Below are 22201 nucleotides of genomic sequence, written 5' to 3'. Positions count from 1 at the left end.
CGCTGTTGAGTTCTCAAGGAACGGACACTTCCTTCGGTCTGCCTTCCAGCAGGCCCTCCGGGCGCTTCGTTCTTTCGTGTTCCCAGCTTATCAGATCCTCGCGGCCGTTTCTTACCGGCTTCGTTTTTCTGAATTCCCGCTGGTGGGATTTCCTGCAAACTTCGCTCCGAAGCTTATCAAAGCTTTCGGCTTGCTCAGTCCGTGGGATTTGCTTCGTCAGAGGGCGCGCATTTCGTGAAACGCGCTCGCCTCGATTCGGCGGTGTCGTAGACACTAACGCCCGGGCCCGACCGTTGTCCAGTCAGTCCCAACCGTTTAAACCTACTAGCCCACCCCGACCACGTCAATGGTTCGGCTGGGATGCGAGAAGAGTAGCAGGTCAGAGGCCTGTGGATCACATCGCCTCACGCCGCGACGGGCTGCAGGTCCGCGCTGTCGGCCGCGTCCAGGTCTCCGACCTCACCGGACCGGGCGGCCCTTCGACCGAGCACCAGTGCATAGAGGAGGAATGCCACCTCGGCCAGCACGCCGATGGAGATGCGCGCCCAGGTCGGCAGGCCGGAGGGCGTCACGAAGGCTTCGAGGACGCCGGAGACGGCGAGCACCGTCGCGAGTCCGATCGACATGCCGATGATGACGCGGCCCTGTTCGGCCAGGGCCGTTCCGCGGGTCCGCGGGCCGGGGTCGATGACCGTCCAGCCCAGGCGCAGGCCGAGACCGCCGGCCACGAACACCGCGGTGAGTTCCAGCAGGCCGTGCGGAACGAGCAGCCCGAGGAAGACGTCGAGGCGGCCGGCGGAGGCCATCAGGCCGATGCCGATGCCGAGGTTGACCACGTTGGTCCACATCACCCAGAGCACCGGGAGCCCGAGGGCGATCCCGAACAGCAGGCACTGCACGGCGATCCAGGCGTTGTTCGTCCAGACCTGGGCGGCGAAGGAGCTCGCCGGGCGGTCCGAGTAGTACGCCTCGTACTGGCCGCCGGGGCGGGTCATCTCCCGCAGCTGGTCGGGGGCGATGAGGCTGTTGCGCACCTCGGGGTGGGTGGCCATCCACCAGGCGAGCAGCGCGGTGGCGAGCAGCGAGACGACGGCCACCGGCAGCCACCAGCGGCGCGCGCGGTACAGCGCGGCCGGGAAGCTGACCGCGTAGTAGCGGGCGACGTCGTGCCAGCCGCTGCTGCGCGACCCGGTGACCGCGCTGCGGGCCCGCGAGACCAGTCCGGTCAGCCGGCTCAGCAGCGCGGGGTCCGGCGCGGCGGCCTGGACCTTCGCGAGGTGCCCGGTGGCGCGCTGGTAGAGGGTGACCAGTTCGTCGGTCTCCTCGCCGGTGAGCCGGCGCCGTCGGGCGAGGGCGTCCAGCCGGGCCCACTCCCCCTGGTGGGTGGCGACGAAGACGTCCAGGTCCATTCGGCGGCTCCTTGGTCGGCGGTGGCCACGAGGGGCGCGGTCGCGGGCGGGCGGGTACGTACGGACACGTGCGGCCCAGCATGCCAGCAGCCACGGGGGTCCCGGCCCCCGGGATCTCACTTCCCGTGCGCCCGCCGCGCGCCGTATGTTGGCGGCTGCGGACCAGGCTGCGGAGAGCGGGTCGTGGGGGCCGGTCCGCTGTCGTCCCTCCCCCGGCCACGCCGCTCGCGGCGATCTCCACGAGGGAGCCGCACGGGCTCCACGAGTGTGAACGGACAGGTGTCTTGAGCGACCTGGTGACGGGTGAGGCGGTCGTCCTCGACCTGCAGACGGCGAAGCTTCCGAGCCGGGCGCTGGCGATCGTGCTCGACCTGGTCGTGGAGTTCGCCGCTCTGCTGCTGGTCTCGCTCGTGCTGAGCATCACCCTGATCGGTCTGGACGGCGCGGCGCTGGCCGCCCTCCTGCTCGGACTGCTGGTGTTCTTCCTGGTGGCCGTGCCCGTGATGGTCGAGACCCTCAGCCACGGCCGTTCGCTCGGCAAGGCGGCGCTCGGCCTGCGGGTGGTGCGCAGCGACGGCGGCCCGGTGCGGTTCCGGCACTCGTTGGTGCGGGGACTGGTCGGTTTCATGGAGCTGGTCGCCCTGACGGGGGTTCCGGCGGTGATCGCCTCGATGGTGAACGCGGACGGCCGACGGCTGGGCGACGTCTTCGCCGGGACGGTCGTGGTCCGCGAGCGCACCCCCGGCGGCGCCGCGGCGTCCCCGCTGCCGCCGGTGCACCCGCACCTGCTGCAGTCGATGGGGCGCGAGCTGGTCGCGATGGACCTCTCCGCGGTGCCGGAGCCGCTCTGGCTGGCCGTCCGCCAACTGCTCGGCCGCATAGGCCAGTTGGACCGGTCCGTGGCACTGCGGATGGCCACCGGACTGGCCGACGACGTCGCCGACCGGACCGGTCTCCCGGTGGCCCCGGGCCTGCACCCCGCCGCCTACCTGGGCGCCGTGCTCACCGAACGCCAGCGGCGGGAGTGGTCGCGGGCCCAGGAGCAGTGGCGCACTGCCGCCGCCGCGGCGCCCGCTCCCCCGCACGCGCCGGCGCAGGCCCACCAGCCGACCGCCCCGGACGGCCGACCGCTCCGCGTCCTCGGCGTTCCGACGGCACCCGTGCCCGCACCCGCGCCGACTCCGGCGCAGACTCCGACTCCGGCGCCGGCACCCGCCGCCCCCTCGTTCGAGAAGCCCGCCGCACCGGCCGAACCCACCGCCGGCACCGGATTCGCCCCACCCGCCTGAGACCGCCTGAGACCGCCTGACACCGTCCGAGGCCACCGGAGCCCGGCCGACCCGCGCCCTCCCGCACGGGCCGGCCGCCCCCTACTCCCCGAACTCCAGCGGCCAGGCGTTCGGCGGCGACGCCAGCTCCTCCAGTTCGATCCCGCCCGCCGCCAGCACCACGTCTCCGGCGAGGTGCACGACCTGCTGTTCCCCGGTCTCCAGGTCCGCCACCTGGTACCGCTCGACCAGCAGCGGCCCCGAGTCCGTCGCGTGCGTGTCGACGCCCTCCAGCAGCCACCCCTGGTCGAAGGTGCGCGGCGCCAGCACCGGGTCGGTGAAGGCGACCAGCCGCACCCGCGCGCTCGCCCCCTCCCGCAGCCTCAGCAGCCGGGCGGTGGCGACGAGGAAGGCCGGCGAGCTGCCGGTGAACCCGTGGGCCCGGTCGTGCCCCTCCACGGCGTGCTCGCCGCCCGGGTCGGCCGCGTCGGTGCGGACCCAGGCGACGCCGTCGACCGCGCCGCCGCGCACCTGCCAGCCGCCGGCCCTGACCTCCATCCGCAACGGCCTGGCCCGCGAGTCCAGGGTGAGGTCGAGGCCCCCGAGGACCCGGCCGTCCGGCGCGTAGGTCTTGGAGACGTAGCGCCACCCGGCCGCGCCGGGGGCGCAGCTGAAGCGCTCCTCGCCGAGCAGCACGTGGTCGTGGGTGTCGTGGAGCGAGTAACGGCCGTTGGGCATGCCCGAAAGCCTACGTGCGCAGGTCGCGTGCAACGTTCTCCGGTGACCCGCGCATTAGAGGTGTGGGCGGCACCGGGCCGGTGCCGCCGACCTGACGAGAGGGGGTGCAGATGGCGAAGCAGACGCGCGACGAGGAGTTCACGGAGTACGTGGCCTCCAGGAGCGGCTGGCTGCGGAAGGTCGCCTATCTGCTGTGCGGGGACTGGCACCGGGCCGACGACCTGGTCCAGGAGACGATCACCAAGCTGTACGTGAACTGGGCGCGGGCCGCCCGGATGGAGAACCGGGACGGCTACGCCCGCCGGGTGCTGGTGAACACGTTCCTGGCCGAGCAGCGCTCCCCCTGGTGGCGCCGCACCGTCCGCTCGGAGCCCGACCCGGACACGGCGGCCGGCGGCGTCGACCTGGACGCCTCGCTGGACCTGCGCCAGGCGCTGGCCGCCCTCCCGCCCCGGCAACGGGCCACGGTGGTGCTCCGCTACTACTGCGACCTGTCGATCGAGCAGGCCGCCGAGGCCCTGGGCTGTTCGTCCGGGAACGTCAAGAGCCAGAGCTCCCGCGCGCTGGGCACCCTGCGCGGCACCCTCTCACCCCGTCCCGCCATCGCCGAGAGGACGCCATGACCACCGAGGAGCACGACCTGACCGCTCGGCTGGCGGCACTCGCCGACGGGCCCGCACCGCCGGCGCGCTTCGACGCCGGCCGGTCCGTCGCCGAGGGCGCCGCCCGGCTGCGCCGCCGCCGGCTCGTCGCGGTCGGCGCCGTCGCCGTCGTGACCGCCGCGGTGATCACGACCACCGCGCTGGTGGCCCCGGGGGGCGGCTCCGCCAGCACACCGGCACCGGCCGCCCCCACGGCGACCGGTTCGCCCTCCCCGTCCGCGTCGCCCTCGCCGTCCGCCGCACCGACCCCGGTCGGCGTCGACCCGCTGACCACCGAGGTGCACTTCGGCTGGCTGCCCGACTGGGCCGGTGGCGAGCGGGGCATCGGCTACGAGACCGGCTACCACGGGATCTCCGCCCAGGCCCGTGGCATCGGCGAGGACGCCCCGCGCATCCTGCTCTCGCAGTACGGGCCCGGCGAGGAGCCACCGATGAGGAACTCCGTCGGCGACGCGCTCGCCAGGGTCGACGCCGAGCCGATCGACGGGCGCACGGCCTACTGGGTCGTCCCCGGCCGGCCCCGGCCCGGTGTCTCCCCGCAGCCCACGCTGCGCTGGCTGACGGCCTCCGGGCGCTGGGCGGAGATCACGGGCTACGGCGGCAAGGCCGGGGACGTCACCGAGGAGATCCTCCACCGGGCCGCCCGGGACGTACGGTTCGGCCACTGGAACGTCCCGCTGCCGGTGCGGTTCACCGGTCTGCCGGAGGCGTTCAAGGCCACCGACGTCCTGCTCTCGCAGCCGGACACCGACGGTGTGGGCGCCTGGGCCCTGTGGGTGATGTTCCAGGTCGACGGCAGGAACGTCTCGGTCTCCCTGCGCCCGGACGGGCCCCACGCGAGCTACACCAGCACGGACGGCTCCCCGTTCACCGACCCGAACCCGCCGCTGGTCGCCGTGCGGAACGGCGTGGAGGTCTCCGTCAGCGCCGGGGCAGGCATGCCCGCCTCCCTGGAACAGCTCGGCGGCCTCGACTGGATGCTCGCCCACACCACGCCGCTCGGCCCCGACCGGAGCAGCTGGACCTCCGACGTCATCGTCCCCTGAGCCGCGGACGGCCCGCGGACGGCCGCGGACGCCGCAGGAACGCGCGAACGCCGGTGGCCGGCACCCCGGGCGGGGTGCCGGCCACCGGCGTTCCTGCCCGCCGCCGCGGCGGCGTCACCGCATCAGCAAGCGGCGTCACCGCATCAGTAGCGGTACTGCTCCGCCTTGTACGGGCCCTCGACCGGGACGCCGATGTAGTCGGCCTGCTCCTGGGTCAGGGTGGTCAGCTTCACACCCAGCGCGTCGAGGTGCAGGCGGGCGACCTTCTCGTCCAGGTGCTTCGGCAGCACGTAGACGCCGATCGGGTACTGCGCGGTCTTCGTGAACAGCTCGATCTGGGCGATCGTCTGGTTGGCGAAGGAGTTGGACATCACGAACGACGGGTGGCCGGTCGCGTTGCCCAGGTTCAGCAGGCGGCCCTCGGAGAGCACGATGATGGTGCGGCCGTCGGCCTTGCGCCACTCGTGGACCTGCGGCTTGACCTCGGTCTTGACGACACCCGGCAGCTGGGCCAGGCCGGCCATGTCGATCTCGTTGTCGAAGTGGCCGATGTTGCCGACGATGGCCTGGTGCTTCATCCGCGCCATGTGGGAGGCCAGGATGATGTCCTTGTTGCCCGTGGTCGTGATGAAGATGTCGGCCGTCTCGACGACGTCCTCCAGGGTGGCGACCTGGTAGCCGTCCATCGCCGCCTGGAGCGCGCAGATCGGGTCGATCTCGGTGACGATGACGCGGGCGCCCTGGCCGCGCAGCGACTCGGCGCAGCCCTTGCCGACGTCGCCGTAGCCGCAGACGACCGCGACCTTGCCGCCGATCAGGACGTCGGTGGCGCGGTTGATGCCGTCGATGAGCGAGTGGCGGCAGCCGTACTTGTTGTCGAACTTCGACTTGGTGACCGAGTCGTTGACGTTGATCGCCGGGAACAGCAGCTTGCCGTCGCGGTGCATCTCGTACAGGCGGTGGACGCCGGTGGTGGTCTCCTCGGTCACGCCCTTGATGGTGGCGGCGACCTCGGTCCACTTGTTCGGGGTGTCCTTGAGGGTGCGGTTGAGCAGCTCCAGGATGATCCGGAACTCGTCGTTGTCCGCGGTGGACGGGTCCGGCGCGGCGCCGGCCTTCTCGAACTCGACGCCCTTGTGGATCAGCAGGGTGGCGTCGCCGCCGTCGTCCAGGATCATGTTCGGGGTCTGGCCGTCAGGCCAGGTCAGCGCCTGCTCGGTGCACCACCAGTACTCCTCCAGGGTCTCGCCCTTCCAGGCGAAGACCGGCACGCCCTGCGGGTTCTCCGGGGTGCCCTCGGGGCCGACGGCGATGGCGGCGGCCGCGTGGTCCTGGGTGGAGAAGATGTTGCAGGAGCACCAGCGGACCTCGGCGCCCAGCGCCGTCAGGGTCTCGATCAGGACGGCGGTCTGCACGGTCATGTGCAGCGAGCCGGTGATGCGGGCGCCGGCCAGCGGCTGGGACTGCGCGTACTCGGCGCGGATGGACATCAGGCCGGGCATCTCGTGCTCGGCCAGCTGGATCTCCTTGCGGCCGAACGGCGCCAGGGAAAGGTCGGCGACCTTGAAGTCACCGGTGATGTCGGTCGACATGCGTCTGCTCCTCGCTGATGGGGTGGGGCATGGCCAAGGTCCTGGTGTGCCGTCGCGGCGCGGCGGGGCCGTACGGGTGCACGGCTACGCCGGGTGGCCGGGTCACGTGGTGGTGGACCGGTTCCCTGCTGCGCAGCACAAACCGTCGGAGGACCTCTCTCCCTCGACCGGGGCACACCCTACGGGTGCGGACCGCCGATCGACCGCCATCAGCAGCGACGTTCTGGCTCTGGTGACGAATCTACACCGGTGGCCCCGTCGGCCGTCCTGCGATGACCGTTTTCGGCCCCGGATGCGATCGGTCCTCAAGCGCGACCCCAACCCCGGAGGCCGGGCGCGTCAGTGCGCGGGCGCGGGCCCCGGCCCGCCCGGGGTCGCCGCCGGGTCCTCGCCCGCGGCGGCCTTCTCGGCGCTGTAGACGTCGGGCTCCAGGTAGATCACCCGGGCGATCGGGACGGCCGCCCGGACCCGCACCTCGGCCTCGTCGATCGCGGCCGCCACCCGGGCGGCGCTGTCCTCCGCGTTGACGGCGATCTTGGCGGCGACCAGCAGCTCCTCCGGGCCGAGGTGCAGGGTCCGCATGTGGATCACCCCGGTGACGGCCTCGCCGTCCACCAGCGCCTCGCGGATCCGCTGCACCGACTCCCGGTCGGCGGACTCGCCGAGCAGCAGCGACTTGGTCTCCAGCGCGAGCACCACGGCGATCACCACCAGCAGGACGCCGATGCACAGGGTGCCGACGCCGTCCCAGACGCCGTCCCCGGTGACGACGGTGAGCGACACGCCGATCAGGGCCAGCACCAGGCCGATCAGCGCACCGGTGTCCTCCAGCAGCACCACGGGCAGCTCGGGGGCCTTGGCGGTGCGGATGAACTGCACCCAGCCCTGGCCGCCCTTGGCCTTCACCGACTCGCGCATCGCGGTCAGGAAGGACCAGCCCTCCATGACGATGGCGAAGAGCAGCACGCCGACCGCCCAGCCCCAGGAGTCCAGCGCCTCGGGGTGGCTGACCTTGTGCCAGCCCTCGTAGATGGCGAAGAGGCCACCGACGGTGAAGAGGACGATCGCCACCAGGAAGCCGTAGATGTAGCGCTCGCGGCCGTACCCGAACGGGTGGGCCTCGTCGGCCTCCCGGCGCGCCCGCTTGCCGCCGATCAGCAGCAGCACCTGGTTGCCCGAGTCGGCCACCGAGTGCACGCCCTCGGCCAGCATCGACGAGGAGCCGGTGAAGCCGAAGGCCGCGAACTTGGCCGCCGCGATCGCCAGGTTCGCGGACAGTGCCGCTACCAGTGCCTTGGTGCCGCCTTCGGTACTCATGCTCGGGGTCCTCCGCGGGTGAAGCCGGCCGTGCCGCGCTGTCGGGGTGTCGTCGAGCGCTTACCGTACCGGCCGGCCGGGGCGGCGGGCCCCGCGTCTCAGGACTGGGCGGCGGCCAGCCCCAGGTAGACGGCCGCGAAGTCGGTCAGCGCGATCAGGTCGGCGAGCGCGTGCAGGGCGTCCTGCCGGGTGCTCGCGTACTCGGTCAGCCGGACGTCGTGGGCGCCGGCCAGCCGGTGCGCCCGGCTGACGCCGAAGCTGCGCGGTCCCGGGTCGTCCTCCGGCACCTCGACCGGGCCGTCCGCCGCGTCGTCCGCGCCGCCGGCCGCGCCGGGGGCGTGCCGCAGCAGCAGGACCTGCAGGTGCAGCGGGTCCGGCTCGTCGACCCGGTCGCGGAAGAAGTCGTCCGGGTCCGCGCCGGCACCCAACTGGCCGGTGAACATGCCGCGGTGGGCGGTGAGCGTCTGCGGCAGCAGGCCGGCCAGCGCCGGGCGGCCGGCCCGGTCGGCCAGCTGGGCGGCGAACCGGGCGGCGGCGGCCCCCGCGATCGGGCCGTCGGCCCACAGCAGCGGGACGGTCCCGGCCAGCCGTGCGGCCAGGCCCTTCGCCGGGTTGGTGTACGCGGCGGCGTCGGGACGGCAGCGGACGGCCGTCGCGTCCAGCAGGTCGGCGACGGCCGGCAGCGCGTCGTACGGCAGCTGGGTGATGCCGACCTTCTGGGCGAGCGCCAGCAGCGGGGTGAGGTGGGACCAGAGCGCGGCCGGGTCCTCGGCGGGGAGGTCCGGCTCGGCGGCGGCCCCGGCCGGGGCCTCGTCCTCGGCGGACCCGCCGGTCACGTACGGCAGCGGCAGCGCCCGCACCTGCAGGGCGGCCTCGGCCAGCGGGCTGCCCGCCGGGGCGGTGACCACGACGGCGCAGCCGCGCGCGTAGGCCTGCTCGGCGAGGCTGACCAGGCCGGGCTCGCCGCCGTCCGCGGAGCTGACCACCAGCAGGTCGAGCGGGCCGGCCCAGCCTGGCAGCTGCCAGCCGAGCCCGGTGGTGAAGGCGGGCGGGCCGCCGGCCCGGTCGCCGCGCGGGGCGGCCGCCTCGGTCGGCGGCAGCGGGGTGATCAGGCTGGCGTGGCCGGCCAGCGCGGCCAGGATCTCGGCCGCGGTCAGGGCGCTGCCGTGGCCGGCGACCAGGACGGCGCGCGGGCGGCCGTCCGGGCGCAGCCGGTCCAGTCCGGCCGCGTCGGCCAGCCGCAACGCGGTGCGCACCCGCGCGCCGGAGCCGGCCAGGGCCAGCAGGGCGCGGTCGCGGTCGGCGCGCTGGAGGGCGGCCGGGTCGTCGAGCAGGGTGTCGTCGAGCATGCGGCGGGCCTCCGGCTGCTGTCCTGTGCCGCGCTGGGCGGGGAGCTCTGGGGCTGGCGGGGTGGGGCTTCGCCCCCAGGATCACGCCGGGCGGCGGGCCTCGTCCACCAGCAGGACCGGAATGCCGTCGCGGACGGGGTAGGCGAGCCCGCAGTCCGTCCCGGTGCAGACCAGCTCGGGCTGCTCCTCGGTGCCGCCCTCGGTGAGCGCGGCCCGGCACTGCGGGCAGACCAGGATCTCCAGCAGGAAGGATTCGAGCTTCATGGGGCTCTCCAAGGGTCAGAAGCCGGTAAGTCGGGGGGTGGCGCGGCGGTGCCCCGGCCGATAGGCAACCCTACCGGCCGGGGCACCGGGCACGGGCCCCGGCGGTACCGGGGCGCGGGGCTCGGGCGCGGGGCTCAGCCGCGGGGCTCAGCCGCGGACGACGGCGAGCACGCCGTCGCGCAGCTCGGCCATCCGGGCCGGGTCCTTGGCCTCGACGTTGAGGCGCAGCAGCGGCTCGGTGTTGGAGGCGCGCAGGTTGAACCACCAGTCCGGGCCGGCCACCGTGAGGCCGTCCAGCTCGTCGACGGTGGTGCCCTCCAGGCCGGCGTAGGCGGCGCGGACGGCGGCGGTGCTGGCGGCCTGGTCGGCGACGGTGCTGTTGATCTCACCGGAGGCGGCGTACCGGTCGTACTCGGCGGTGAGCGCGGACAGCGTGCCGTCCTGTCCGCCGAGCGCGGCCAGCACGTGCAGGGCGGCCAGCATGCCGGTGTCGGCGCGCCAGAAGTCGCGGAAGTAGTAGTGCGCGGAGTGCTCGCCGCCGAAGACGGCGTCGGTGACGGCCATCTCCTGCTTGATGAAGGAGTGGCCGACCCGGGTGCGCACCGGGGTGGCGCCGAGCTCGCGGACCACCTCGGGGACGGTCCAGGAGGTGATCAGGTTGTGGATGATCGTCGGCTCGGCCTCGCCGGCGGCCTGGGCGCGGGCGATCTCGCGGGCGGCGACCAGCGCGGTGATGGCGGACGGGGAGACCGGCTCGCCGCGCTCGTCGACGACGAAGCAGCGGTCGGCGTCGCCGTCGAAGGCCAGGCCGATGTCGGCGCCGACCTCGCGGACCCGGGCCTGGAGGTCGACGATGTTCTTCGGGTCGAGCGGGTTGGCCTCGTGGTTGGGGAAGGTGCCGTCCAGCTCGAAGTACATCGGGACGAGGTCGATCGGCAGGCCGGCGAAGACGGTCGGCACGGTGTGGCCGCCCATGCCGTTGCCCGCGTCGACGGCGACCTTGAGCGGGCGGATCGCGGTGAGGTCGACCAGGCCGAGCAGGTGGTCGGCGTAGCCGCGCAGGGTGTCCTGCTCGGAGAGCGCGCCGGGCTTGACGTCCACGACGGGCACGGTGACGGTGTCGTCCTCGGCGGTCCAGGACTCGACCAGCTCGCGGATCTCGGAGAGGCCGGTGTCCTGGCCCACCGGGGCGGCGCCGGCGCGGCACAGCTTGATGCCGTTGTACTGGGCCGGGTTGTGGCTGGCGGTGAACATCGCGCCGGGCAGGTCGAGCTTGCCGCTGGCGTAGTAGAGCTGGTCGGTCGAGCAGAGGCCGATCTGGACCACGTCGGCGCCGTAGGCGGCCGCGCCCTCGGCGAAGGCCCGGCTGAGCGACGGGGAGGAGGGCCGCATGTCGTGGCCGACCACGATCGCGGACGCGCCGGTGACCTGCACGAACGCGGCGCCGAAGGCGCGGGACAGGTGCTCGTCCCACTGGTCCGGGACGACGCCTCGGACGTCGTACGCCTTCACGAGCTGCTTGAGGTCGCGCACTGCGGCTCCACCCTGGTCTCTGTACTGGTCGGTGTCCGTGTGATCGGCGGCTGGCCGCACACGGTCACGATACGTCGGGGTCACCGCCCGTTCGGTCGACGGGACGCGGTGACGGTAGACCGGCAGCGTACCCGGGCCGGTGGAGCGCCCGGCGCGGGGCGAGGCGTCAGTTGTCCGGGGAGCGCAGCACCCGGAGGTGGCCGCGGCGGCCGGCCTCGGTGGAATCGCCCTCGGGCGAGCGGCCCTGACGGGGGGTCTGCGGGCGGGCGGCCTCGCGGACGGCGTTGGCCAGCGCCTCCAGGTCGTCGCTGCTGCGGCGCAGCGGCCCGGCCTCGGCGGCGAGCCGGACGACCTCCCAGCCGCGCGGGGCGGTGAGCCGCTCGGCGTGCTCGGCGCACAGGTCGTAGCAGTGCGGTTCGGCGTAGGTGGCGAGCGGGCCCAGGACGGCGGTGGAATCCGCGTAGACGTACGTCAGCGTCGCGACGGCCGGCCGGCCGCACGCGGTCCGCGAACAACGACGTACAGAGCTCACGAGGGTGGACGGTACCGCACTCCCCGCCGGGGAGCGAAGACCGCCTGCCCGGTGGGTGTGCCGTGTCGCGGTCCGGGCACCCCCTGACAGCCCCTCGCCGCGCGCGGCGGGCACGGTGCGCGGCACGCCCCTCCCGCGCTCCGATCGCCCCGCCCGCTCGGGTGTGCGCCCGCCACCCCGGGCGTTTCCCCGTCGGAGTAGTCCACTTCCGACCGTCCAAGGACTACCCTCGGCAGTGATATGGACAGCTCTGCACCGCAGTCATCGACGGGACCCTCGCGCCGTCCCCGGCACCGCGACCGGCACGGCAGGGGGCTGCGCGGCCCGCTGGCGCCGCCGCAGGTGCCGATCTCGCTCACCCGCTCCGAACTGTTCGACGACTACGTGCGCGAGTCGGTGGAGCGTCTCGAACGGCGTTGGCCGCAGCTGATCGAGGTGGAGTTCGCCGTCCAGGAGGTGCCGCTGCACGAGCCCGACGCGGCCGAGACCGAGGACGGCGTGCCGCTGGGGCGGGTGTCGCCGGGCAAGCAGGGGCGCAAGAGCCAGATCGTGGTCTACCGGCGGCCGGTGGAGATCCGGGCCAAGACGCGGGAGGACCGCGCGGCGCTGGTGCACGAGATCCTGATCGAGCAGGTGGCCGAGCTGCTGGGGCTGTCGCCGGACGCCATCGACCCGCGCTACGACGAGGACTGAGCCCCGCGCGGCCGTGCGGCCGGGGGCGGTGCCCGGAGGACCCGGGCACCGCCCCCGTCGGCGGATCAGCGCAGCACGACGCCCGGATCCTGGGCGGCCTGCGGGACCTTGACGGTGCTGCGGTCGTCGCGCAGCGCCTGGACGGTGAACATCGGCACGTCCTTGGCGGGCAGCGAGAGCATCCGGGCGGCCGTCACCGGGCCGCCGGAGACGGTCTCCACGGTGAGCGCGAAGGTGCCGTTCAGCCCGGCGGGCTCGGGCGCCGGGAGGGCGACCGTGCCGCCGGCCGGCAGCTGCACCTCCTTGGTCGCCGGGGTGCCGCCGCCGGAGCCGGCCGAGGCGGTGACCCGGACGGTGGCGGCGTCGCCGGTGGAGGTCAGGAACAGCGTCGAGGCGCCCGCCCGGTTGTCGGCGACGGTGGCGCGGGCACCGACCGGGGCGCTGCCGGTGAGCCAGGCAGCGTCGCTCTTGCCGTTGCCCCCGGCCCGGTCGACCCGCAGGCCGGCCACGACCGGGGTGGGGTGCTTGTCGTCGGTCGGCGACAGCCGCAGCCCGGCGACCTCGTCGCGGGTGACCTTCCCCAGGTCGACGGCGGCCACCATGCCCGCCTTGACGTGGATGGTCTCGTTGCCGGCCGGGGTGAACCAGCCGTTCTTGCCGGAGAGCTGGATCTTCAGGTCGGCGTCGTCCTCCGGCGGCGCCCAGACCACCAGGCGGGCCGCGGACGCGTCGGCGGGCAGGCCGGGCATGACCTGGGTGGCGGCCGGCTCGGCCGAGGCCGGGATCCAGTCGGCGCCCTTGTTCCCGTCGGCGGCGTGCAGCGCCGCGCCGAGCCGCCCGCTGCGCACGACCACGTGCACCGCGAGGTCGCCGACGGCGCCCTTGGTGAGGGTGGACAGCAGCACCGACTGCGAGCTGCCGGGGGCGACGGTGATGCCGTTGGCGGCGTCGTTGTCGATCAGGCCCTTGTCGCCGTACAGCTTGATGTCGACCACGGCGGCGGCGGCCTCGGTGTTCACCAGGCTGACGTAGTCGACCCGGTCGCCGGCCGTGCTGGCGCCGGCGAACCAGAAGCCCGTCCCGGCCGGGGTGCAGGTGAGGCCGGACAGGCCGAGGCCGCGTTGCTCGGTGACCACGGTGGTCTGGGTGACGGTGAACCCGGGGGCGAGGGCGCCGTTGGCGACGGCCCCGGTGCCCGGGGCGGCGTCGCCGTTGGCGGCCGGGCCGGTGGCCGGGGTGCCCGGCTTGGCCAGGGTCAGCCGGGCGTCGGAGGGTGCGCCGCCCTTGTCCGCGGGGGCGCCCGAACCGGTGGGGGCCGGGGTGGCCGAGCCGGTCGGCGCCGGTGTGGCCGCGGGTGCGGTGGTCGGCGCGGTGGCGGGCGCGGCGGCGTCGGAGAGCCAGCCGGCACCGGTGGTGGCGCCGCCCGTGCCCGGCGGCGTGTAGGCGGTCAGGGTGGTCGAGCCGGTCAGGCCCTGGAGCGGCTGCGGGCAGACCGCCGACGTCCGTTCGACCTGCGCGGTGCTCGGAACGACACCACCGTCGGCCTTCGCCGGGGCGGCCGGCGGGCGGGCCTCGGCGATCCCGAGGACCGCCGCCAGCACGACGGCCGCGGCCAGCAGGGACGGCGTGGTCCTGGTGCCGCCGGAGCGGGCGGCGGGCCGGCCGGCCGACGCCTCCTCCGGCGCCTCCTCCGGGGCGTACCCGGGCCGCTCGGCCTCGGTGGGCCCGGCCGCGTCGGGGGCCTCGGACCCGGACTTCTTCCTGAATGCGGGCTTCTTCATCGCGGGTCAGCTCCCCGATCCGTGCTGGTGCGGGTACCGGCCCGTGCCGTTGGGGTCGTTCGGGTCGTAGTAGGGCTCGGCCGGCGGCTGCCCCGGCACCCACGGCTGCTGGTGCTCCGTCTGCGGGTAGGCCTCGTAGCCGTACTGCTGGTCCTGCTGGTACGGCTGCTCGTAGCCCTGCTGCGGGTACGCCTGCTGCGGGTAGCCCGCCCCGGCCTCCCCCTGCGGGTACTCCCACTCGCCCTGGCCGCCGTACGGCGCGGACACCGGCTGCTGGGCCGCGTACTGGTCGTAGCTGTACGGGTCGGCCTGCTGGTACGTCTGGTACGGGTCGGCGTACGGCTCGGCGTCCTGGACGGCGGCGGCCGCCTGGACCGCCCCGGTCACCGGGTCGCCGGCCGGCTGCGCCGGGACGCCGCCCGGCCGGCCCTCGTAGACCCCGGCCTCGTCGGAGCCGTCCCCGCCGCCCTCGCCGCCCTCGCGCTCGGCCATCCGGCGGGCCCGGCGGCTGCCGGGGGCGGGCGCCTGCGCCTGGGCCGCGGCGGCCAGCGCGGCGGCGGCCACCACCTCCTCGGGCAGGTCGTCGTCCTTGTGGCTGCGGCGACCGGGCAGGGCGAGCACCAGGACGGTGAGGCCGAGCAGCACCTGGGCCCAGATCCAGCCGGTGTGCAGGAAGCCGTTCGCCCGGGTGACGGCCAGCTTGCCGCCGCCGGCCGGGAGCTTGAAGCCCTGCGCCCAGCCGTCCACCGTGACGGCCTCCAGCGCGGTGCCGTCCAGGGTGGCCCGCCACTCGGGGGCGGCGGACTCGGCGAGCCGCAGCACCCGGCCGTCGGGGCCGGCCGGCACGGTCGTCGCGAGGTCGCGGACCCCGGCGGGGACGACCACCGGGGCGGCGCCCGGAGCGGTGATCACCGCGCGGACCCCGGGGGCGCCGTTGATCTGCCAGAGCGCGGAGTCGCCGTCCTGGTTGGCCTTGACCAGCCCGGGGGTGGTGTCCAGGACGTCCTTGTAGGTGCCGATCACCGGCTGCTCGACCAGCACGTAGGCGATGCCGTAGGCGGCCAGTGCGCTGGCCTGGTCGGCGCCGGAGCCGGCCAGCAGGCTGCCGACCATCTTGTTCAGGCCGGCCTGGGTGCCGGTCGCCGGGTCGACGGTGGACTCGGCCTGGCCGAGCGTCAGGCCGGCGCCGCGGACCACGGTGTAGCGGACGGCGCCGCCGGCCGGGTCCCCGGTGACCACGAGGGTGCGGGCCCGGTCGGAGGTACCGGCCTCCTCGGCGATGAACGCGGGCACCTGACCGGCCGCGGCGCGCTGCAGCGGCCCGCCGGCGCCGGTGAGCGCCCACCACAGACCGGTGCCCAGCGGGGCCAGCACGGCGGTGGCCACCACCAGCGCGGCCACCGGCTGGCGCCAGCCGAAGGCGATCCCGGCCACGCGCGCGTTGGCGCCGTCGGCACCGATCGCGGCGGCGGCCAGCAGGGCGATCCCGGCGATCAGCGAGGCCGGGCCGGCCCAGGCGGGCACGGCCGGGCCGCCGGAGGCCGGGGTCACCGAGGTGCCGGCCACCGCGACCGCGAAGAGCAGTCCGGCACCGGCCGCACCCCAGGCGGCCAGCACCGCGCGGCGGCGGTCGGCGCGCAGCAGCGCGGCGAGCGCGGCGAGCACCACACCGGCCGACAGCCACACCGGCGGCACGCCGGCACCGCCCGGGTTGACCAGCAGCAGGCCGACCGCGCTCGCACCGGCGCCGTGCAGGCCCGGCAGACCGGCCTCCAGCAACAGCGACTGCGGGTGCGACAGCACCGTGAGCGACCAGGGCGCGAGCACCCCGACCGGCACCGCGAGGATCACCAGGACGCGCAGGCCGAGCAGGCGCAGCGCGGCACCGCCGGAGCCGAAGGCCCCGCCGCGCAGCACGGCGACGACCAGCGTCGCCAGGCAGAGCGGCACCGCGAGCGCCCAGGTCAGCGGGACGAAGGAGGTGGCGAGGGAGAGCAGCAGGACGGTCATCCAGACCGGCCGCCAGCCCGGGCGGGCGCCCTTGGCGGCGCTCTCGTCGCGGATGCCGAGGCCGGCCGCGATCGCCGCGGCGCGGGCCAGCGGCGGCAGCAGGACGGCGAGGACGGCGGTGCCGATCCGGCCCTGGGCGAGCGCGCCGGTGGCGGCCGGCAGCAGCGCGTAGGTGGCGCTGGCCCAGGCGCGGACCAGCTTGGAGTCCAGCAGCGGCCGGGACACCAGGTAGGCGCTGACGGCGGCCAGCGGAACGGTGAGCACGATCAGCGCGGTGAGCGCGAGGTCGGCGTGGCCGAACAGCGTCCAGGACAGCACCGCGAGCACGCCGAGGTACGGCGGTGCGGCCGCGGTGGATCCGGTGCCGACGGGGTGCCAGGCGTCCGCGTACATCGACCAGAGGCCGCTCGCACCGTCCGTGGCGGGGAGCAGGGCGCCGCCGAACAGCTCGCCGCTGCCGAACAGGCTGCGGCAGGCGACCAGGGCGAACACCAGCAGGGCCGCGAACAGGACCGGCGCCGGGCGCCGGGCCAGCTTCTTGACCAGCGTGAACTGCTCGACGACCAGGTCCTCGGCGTCCTCGTCGCCGGGCCCGGCCTCGACCGAGCCGTGCCGGCCCCCGGTGTCGTCGCCGCCCCCTATGCCGAGCGACCCGATGACGCCCTCGATGGCGAGCCGGGTGGTGGCGCCGGGCGGCGGGAACAGCGTGCGGTCGTCGAGGGCGTCGGCGGCCCGGGTCCGGGCGCGCCGCTTGCGGGCGGCCAGCAGCCTCGGGAGGCGGACGAGCTCGTGGCCGAGGCCGGCGAGCTCGTCGAAGGCCTGCCGGGGGTCCTTGCCGAGCAGGTTGGTGACGGCCCGCAGCAGGGTGCCGAGCACCATCCGCAGCAGGACGTAGGGGAAGAGCGCGCCCTTGCAGTTGGCGAGCAGGGTGTAGACGGCGCCGGCCTTGTCCACCCGGTGCGGGTGGGAGGGGCCGCAGTCGATGGCGCGGCGTTCGCGGCTGGCCGCCTCGGCGTGCCGCAGCACGGCGTCGGGGGCGACCACCACGCGGTGGCCGGCGGCGTTGACCCGCCAGCAGAAGTCGGCGTCGTCGCGCATCAGCGGCAGCGCCTTGTCGAAGCCGCCGAGCTCCTCGAAGACGTCGCGGCGCACCAGCATGCCGGCGCTGGAGACGGCGAGCACCGGACGGACCTGGTCGTGCTGGCCCTGGTCCTGCTCGCGGCGGTCGAGCCCGGTCCAGCGGCGGCCGGAGTGGGCGATGGTGACGCCGACCTCGAGCAGCTGCCGGCGGTCGTACCAGCTGCGCAGCTTGGGGCCGACGACGGCGGCGCTGGGGGTGGAGTCGGCGACCTGCAGGAGCCGGCGCAGCGCGTCGGTCTGCGGCTCGCAGTCGTCGTGCAGCAGCCAGAGCCATTCGATCGGCTGGGTCTCGCGCGGGCCGCCGCGGCCGAGGTCGTCCTCCTGGGCGAGCGGGTCGCCGAAGTCGTCCCAGCCGCCGGTGACCGGGTCGTAGCCGGACGGGTCGAGCCGGTACGGGAGGTCCTCGGGGCGCAGCGGCGGGCTGTTGAAGACGGCCTCGGCGACGGCGGTGCCGAAGCCCGCCCGGCGGCCGAGGATCACCGGGCCGCTCTCCGGCAGCCAGTCGGCGAGGGTGTCGGCGAGCAGCTGCGGGGAGTTGTCGGTGGATCCGGTGTCGACCGCGAGGACCCGCTGGACCTGGCGGTCCTGGCCGAGCAGGCCGGCGAGGGCCTGCGGCAGCCAGCGGGCGCCGTCGTGCGAGACGATCACCGCGGTGACCAGGTGGCGCGGGTAGGCGGGCGGCCTGGCAGCGGTGAAGCCGCTCTGGTGGCTGTAGACGGTCATCGAGTGCGCGGGCCCCAGTTCTCGGTGGACACAGCCGGTGAACGGCAACCGGATGGCGCACCACACTAACGGCTCCGGGTGGCGGGTTCGTCCGCGGTGCCGGTGCGGAAGCGGTGAAGGGCCGGGCGGGCCCGGGCCCGGGAACACGAAAGCGCCCCACCACCGCGGTGAGGCGCCCGTACTGCTGTGCGGTTGTCGGAGGCTTGACGGGGCCCTGGGGCGACCCGGTCAGACCGCGCTCTTCTTGAGCCGCCGCCGCTCGCGCTCGGAGAGACCGCCCCAGATGCCGAAGCGCTCGTCATTGGCGAGCGCGTACTCCAGGCATTCCGAGCGGACCTCGCAGGCGAGGCAGACCTTCTTGGCCTCGCGGGTGGAGCCGCCCTTCTCGGGGAAGAAGGACTCGGGGTCGGTCTGGGCGCACAACGCGCGCTCCTGCCAGCCGAGTTCCTCCTCTTCCTCCGCGATGCCGTCACCGATCAACAGCTCAAAGAGCTCGCTCATGTGGCGCGCCTCCTCTGCCCCTACTTGGCGTCCCCGTGGTTGCCGTTGCCTCGTGCGGCCGACGACACGAGTGAAATTACAGTTGCGTCACTCTGGCCCAGTCAAGCCGAGCTCTGGTATTGGGGCCAGGATTCACTCCCCGGCACCAAGCCGTTACGAATAGTGTACATATCCGGACACATCGGACGTTCTGCCCGAAAGCCCCGGACATCATCGAACCATTCGCAACCATCGGCCGAGTGACGCTCGGTCACCATCACAGGCCGGTCATCGCCCTGCCTTCCCGGCGATCTTCCCATCGAAACATAGACAGTGATTAATCACCCCATCCGGGAAAGATCAGGACCTAACCCACCTGAACGCCCCATACTCCGGTTTGACACCGGCGCCGCCGATGCGGTCTCCTTTCCTCCATGTCAGAGTTCACCAGCCCCCGGAGCGGTTCCACGCTCCGTCGTGCCGTGAACTCCTGTTGTCGCCTCTGCTCCTGCTGTATCTAGGCGCCCGCGTCCCACCGCGCGCCGCCCCCAGGAAGCACAGAGGCCGCCCGCGATTCCCGCCCCAGGACATCCCGGATCCGGCTGATCCCTGACGAACCAGCCGCCACTCCGAGGACGACTCCCGTGCGCATGACCCGCATCCGCAAGCGGAACCGCGACCGCAACAAACTCGCCCGCCGAGGCCTCGTCGCGCCCGCCGCCACCCGCCCCACCGAGCACCCGGCCGACCGCCGCACCTCCGGCTGGGACGACGGCCTCAGCGACGTCTCCATCGCCGGCGACCCGCTCGCCTTCCCGCACCTGGCCCGCACCGACCTGCCGGAGCACCCCACCACCGTCGCCGAGTACGCCCGGCTGGTCCGCGAGATCGCCGCCGACCGCGACCGCTGGGAACCCCTCGTCCGCTACGACGCCCTCACCCGCTGGTACGCCCGGCTGGAGACCGGCCCCGGCTACGAGGTCTGGCTGCTCAGCTGGCTGCCCGGCCAGAGCAGCGGCTTCCACGACCACGGCGAGTCCTCCGGCGTGATGACCGTCGTCCGGGGCGAGCTGATCGAGCGCTCCCTCACCCTCCCCCAGCAGTCCGCCGGGGGTGCCCACGGCGGCGCGGTCGCCCGCACCCTGCGCCCCGGCGGGCAGCGGGTCTTCTCCCCCGGCTACCTGCACGAGGTCGTCAACGGCGCGCTCGAACCCGCCGTCTCCATCCACCTCTACTCCCCGGGCCTCACCGAGATGACCCAGTACGGCGCCGCCGCCGTCCCCGAGCAGCACCCGCACACCCAGGCCGAGGCCCACTGACCGACCGCCCGACCTCCCGTCGGCCCGCCGCCGCACCGCCCGCGGCCCGGCTGACGGGACGTCGGGCCGTGGCAGGATGGGCGCATGCGCATCGTGGCACTGGCAGGCGGAATCGGCGGGGCGCGCTTCCTGCGCGGACTCCTCGCGGCCGTCGGCCCGCAGGACGAGATCACCGTCATCGGCAACACCGGGGACGACATCCACCTCTACGGGCTCAAGGTCTGCCCCGACCTCGACACCGTGATGTACACCCTCGGCGGCGGCATCAACGAGGAACAGGGCTGGGGCCGCACCGACGAGACCTGGTCGATCAAGGCCGAGATGAAGGAGTACGGCGTCGGCCCCGAGTGGTTCGGGCTCGGCGACCGCGACTTCGCCACCCACCTCGTGCGCAGCCAGATGCTCACCGCCGGGTACAGCCTCAGCCAGGTCACCGAGGCCCTCTGCGTGCGCTGGAAGCCCGGGGTGCGACTGCTGCCGATGAGCGACGACCGGGTCGAGACCCACGTGCGGATCACCGACGAGCGGGGCACCCGGGCGGTCCATTTCCAGGAGTACTGGGTCAAGCTGCACGCCGCCGTGGACGCCGAGGCGATCATCCCGGTCGGCGCGGACACCGCCAAGCCGGCGCCCGGCGTCCTGGAGGCCCTCGCCGCCGCCGACGTCATCCTCTTCCCGCCGTCCAACCCGGTCGTCTCCATCGGCACCATCCTCGCCGTCCCCGGCATCCGGGAGGCCGTCGCCGCCGCCCCGGCGCCCGTGGTCGGGCTCTCCCCGATCATCGGCGGCGCCCCGGTGCGCGGCATGGCCGACAAGGTGCTCGCCGCCGTCGGCGTCGAGGCCACCGCCGAGGCCGTCGCCCTGAACTACGGATCCGGGCTGATCGACGGCTGGCTCGTCGACACCGCCGACGAGGGCGCGGTGGCCGCCGTCGAGGCCGCCGGGATCGCCTGCCGCGCCGTCCCGCTGCTGATGACCGACGTCGAGGCCACCGCCGCGATGGCGCGGGCCGCGCTGGACCTCGCGGAGCAGGTGCGGAAGTGACGGTGCGGATCCTCCCGGTCGAGGGGCTCCCGGAGGTCGCCGCCGGGGACGACCTCGCCGCGCTGCTCGCCAAGGCCGCCGACTACGAGGACGGCGACATCCTGCTGGTCACCTCGAAGATCGTCAGCAAGGCCGAGGGCCGGCTGCTGCACGCCGCCGACCGGGAGGCGGCGATCGACGCCGAGACCGTCCGGGTGGTCGCCCGGCGCGGCCCGGCCCGGATCGTCGAGAACCGCAACGGCTTCGTCATGGCCGCCGCCGGCGTCGACGCCTCCAACACCGCCCCCGGCACCGTCCTGCTGCTGCCCGAGGACCCCGACGCCTCCGCCCGCGCGCTGCGCGCCGGGCTCCGGCGGCTCACCGGCCGCCGGCTCGCCGTCCTCGTCACCGACACCTTCGGCCGGCCCTGGCGCAACGGGCTCACCGACGTCGCCGTCGGCGCCGCCGGGATGTCCGTCCTGGCGGACCACCGCGGCCGCACCGACAGCCACGGCAACGAACTGACCCTCACCGTCACCGCGACCGCCGACGAACTCGCCGCCGCCGGCGACCTGGTGAAGGGCAAGGCCGACGGGGTACCGGTCGCCGTCGTCCGCGGACTCGGCCACCTCGTCACCGTCGAGGACGGCGAGGGCACCCGGCCGCTGGTGCGGCCCGCCGCCGACGACATGTTCCGGCTCGGCACCTCCGAGGCGCTGCGCCGGGCCGTCACCCTGCGGCGCACCGTCCGCGCCTTCACCCCCGAGCCGGTCGACCCCGCCGCCGTCCGGCGCGCCGTCGCCGCCGCCGTCACCGCGCCCGCCCCGCACCACACCACGCCGTGGCGGTTCGTGCTGCTGGAGTCCGCCGGCACCCGCACCCGGCTGCTCGACGCGATGCTCGCCGCCTGGCAGCGCGACCTGCGCGACCTCGACGGCTGGGACGACGCCAGGATCGCCCGCCGCACCGCCCGCGGCGACGTGCTGCGCGACGCGCCGTACCTGGTCGTGCCCTGCCTGGTCATGGACGGCTCGCACGAGTACCCCGACCCGCGGCGCGCCACCGCCGAGCGGGAGATGTTCACCGTCGCCCTCGGTGCCGCCGTCCAGAACCTGCTGGTCGCCCTCACCGGCGAGGGCTACGGCACCGCCTGGGTCTCCTCCACCATGTTCTGCCGCGACACCGTGCGCGCCGCCCTCGGCCTCCCCGACGGCTGGGACCCGATGGGCGCCGTCGCCGTCGGCCGCCCCGCCGAACCGCCCCGGGACCGCCCCGAGCGCGCCGCCGACGCCTTCATCGAGGTGCGGTAGCCGCTCGGCGGC

At 74.5% G+C, this 22201-nt stretch carries 19 protein-coding genes; 8 read left to right on the top strand and 11 right to left on the bottom strand.

Translation table 11 applies throughout. The annotated features are described in order from the left end of the window. Positions 1-238, top strand: a 238-nt coding sequence (locus ACFYUY_RS38785) for a hypothetical protein (protein ID WP_387908016.1), incomplete at its 5' end; no start/stop codon positions are given. A gap of 166 nt (positions 239-404) precedes the next feature. Here the strand turns inward: ACFYUY_RS38785 and ACFYUY_RS38780 are convergent. Next, positions 405-1409 (bottom strand): stage II sporulation protein M, encoded by a 1005-nt coding sequence (locus ACFYUY_RS38780; RefSeq protein ID WP_387908014.1) that lies wholly within the window; start codon positions 1407-1409, stop codon positions 405-407. Positions 1410-1693: 284 nt separating this feature from the next. Between ACFYUY_RS38780 and ACFYUY_RS38775 the strand changes: the two genes are divergently transcribed. Beyond that, complete coding sequence (locus ACFYUY_RS38775) at positions 1694-2698, top strand: RDD family protein (protein ID WP_360221406.1); 1005 nt, start codon at positions 1694-1696, stop codon at positions 2696-2698. 81 nt (positions 2699-2779) lie between these two features. Here ACFYUY_RS38775 and ACFYUY_RS38770 read toward each other — a convergent pair whose 3' ends face one another. Then, positions 2780-3415, bottom strand: a complete 636-nt coding sequence (locus tag ACFYUY_RS38770; RefSeq protein ID WP_360221409.1) for a hypothetical protein — start codon at positions 3413-3415, stop codon at positions 2780-2782. A 110-nt stretch (positions 3416-3525) separates the two neighbouring features. Here ACFYUY_RS38770 and ACFYUY_RS38765 point away from each other — a divergent pair, with 110 nt between their 5' ends. Next, positions 3526-4038, top strand: coding sequence for a SigE family RNA polymerase sigma factor (locus ACFYUY_RS38765; RefSeq protein WP_360221412.1), 513 nt, complete (start codon positions 3526-3528; stop codon positions 4036-4038). Then, positions 4035-5123, top strand: a complete 1089-nt coding sequence (locus ACFYUY_RS38760; RefSeq protein ID WP_360221415.1) for a hypothetical protein — start codon at positions 4035-4037, stop codon at positions 5121-5123. Before ACFYUY_RS38765 ends, ACFYUY_RS38760 begins: the two co-directional genes overlap by 4 nt. A 143-nt stretch (positions 5124-5266) precedes the next feature. Here ACFYUY_RS38760 and ahcY read toward each other — a convergent pair whose 3' ends face one another. The 6 genes from ahcY to ACFYUY_RS38730 form a co-directional block, all read right to left on the bottom strand. Next, positions 5267-6715, bottom strand: a complete 1449-nt coding sequence (gene ahcY / locus ACFYUY_RS38755) for an adenosylhomocysteinase (RefSeq protein ID WP_360221418.1) — start codon at positions 6713-6715, stop codon at positions 5267-5269. A 339-nt stretch (positions 6716-7054) separates the two neighbouring features. Beyond that, on the bottom strand, positions 7055-8032 hold the full coding sequence (locus ACFYUY_RS38750; protein ID WP_360221421.1) for a cation diffusion facilitator family transporter: 978 nt from the start codon (positions 8030-8032) through the stop codon (positions 7055-7057). Between the two features lie 98 nt (positions 8033-8130). Continuing rightward, positions 8131-9381, bottom strand: a complete 1251-nt coding sequence (locus ACFYUY_RS38745; protein WP_387908010.1) for an SIS domain-containing protein — start codon at positions 9379-9381, stop codon at positions 8131-8133. 81 nt (positions 9382-9462) lie between these two features. Continuing rightward, a complete protein-coding gene (locus tag ACFYUY_RS38740; protein WP_218205801.1) occupies positions 9463-9645 on the bottom strand; it encodes a Trm112 family protein in 183 nt (60 codons plus the stop codon). Positions 9646-9792: 147 nt separating this feature from the next. Continuing rightward, on the bottom strand, positions 9793-11178 hold the full coding sequence (locus ACFYUY_RS38735) for a phosphomannomutase/phosphoglucomutase (protein ID WP_360221428.1): 1386 nt from the start codon (positions 11176-11178) through the stop codon (positions 9793-9795). 166 nt (positions 11179-11344) lie between these two features. Further along, entirely contained in the window at positions 11345-11710 is a 366-nt protein-coding gene (locus tag ACFYUY_RS38730; RefSeq protein WP_360221431.1) for a DUF3499 domain-containing protein, read from the bottom strand. A 240-nt stretch (positions 11711-11950) separates the two neighbouring features. Here ACFYUY_RS38730 and ACFYUY_RS38725 point away from each other — a divergent pair, with 240 nt between their 5' ends. Then, on the top strand, positions 11951-12403 hold the full coding sequence (locus ACFYUY_RS38725; protein WP_360221434.1) for a metallopeptidase family protein: 453 nt from the start codon (positions 11951-11953) through the stop codon (positions 12401-12403). 65 nt (positions 12404-12468) lie between these two features. On the opposite strand, the gene ACFYUY_RS38720 is transcribed toward ACFYUY_RS38725, so the two are convergent. From ACFYUY_RS38720 to ACFYUY_RS38710, 3 genes are all read right to left on the bottom strand, one after another. Further along, positions 12469-14184 carry a DUF5719 family protein gene (locus ACFYUY_RS38720; protein ID WP_387908005.1) on the bottom strand — a complete coding sequence of 572 codons (1716 nt, stop codon included), beginning with the start codon at positions 14182-14184 and terminating at the stop codon, positions 12469-12471. A gap of 6 nt (positions 14185-14190) precedes the next feature. Next, positions 14191-18057, bottom strand: a complete 3867-nt coding sequence (locus tag ACFYUY_RS38715; protein ID WP_387908002.1) for a glycosyltransferase — start codon at positions 18055-18057, stop codon at positions 14191-14193. A 228-nt stretch (positions 18058-18285) separates the two neighbouring features. Further along, the gene (locus ACFYUY_RS38710) at positions 18286-18558 is read right to left on the bottom strand and encodes a WhiB family transcriptional regulator (RefSeq protein ID WP_063349134.1); all 273 of its coding nucleotides are present in this window, start codon (positions 18556-18558) and stop codon (positions 18286-18288) included. A 623-nt stretch (positions 18559-19181) separates the two neighbouring features. Here ACFYUY_RS38710 and ACFYUY_RS38705 point away from each other — a divergent pair. The 3 genes from ACFYUY_RS38705 to ACFYUY_RS38695 all read left to right on the top strand — a co-directional run bounded on the left by ACFYUY_RS38705 (position 19182) and on the right by ACFYUY_RS38695 (position 22189). Next, positions 19182-19856: a cysteine dioxygenase family protein gene (locus ACFYUY_RS38705; RefSeq protein ID WP_360221442.1), complete on the top strand. Its 675-nt coding sequence runs from the start codon at positions 19182-19184 to the stop codon at positions 19854-19856. An 84-nt stretch (positions 19857-19940) separates the two neighbouring features. Then, positions 19941-20900 carry a 2-phospho-L-lactate transferase gene (gene cofD / locus ACFYUY_RS38700; RefSeq protein WP_360221445.1) on the top strand — a complete coding sequence of 320 codons (960 nt, stop codon included), beginning with the start codon at positions 19941-19943 and terminating at the stop codon, positions 20898-20900. Next, entirely contained in the window at positions 20897-22189 is a 1293-nt protein-coding gene (locus tag ACFYUY_RS38695; RefSeq protein ID WP_387907998.1) for a coenzyme F420-0:L-glutamate ligase, read from the top strand. Before cofD ends, ACFYUY_RS38695 begins: the two co-directional genes overlap by 4 nt. Positions 22190-22201 lie beyond the last annotated feature (12 nt).

Source organism: Kitasatospora sp. NPDC004745 (assembly GCF_042873275.1).
In the GTDB taxonomy this organism is placed as follows: Bacteria; Actinomycetota; Actinomycetes; order Streptomycetales; family Streptomycetaceae; genus Kitasatospora.
This window is presented reverse-complemented; position numbering and strand designations above follow the sequence as displayed.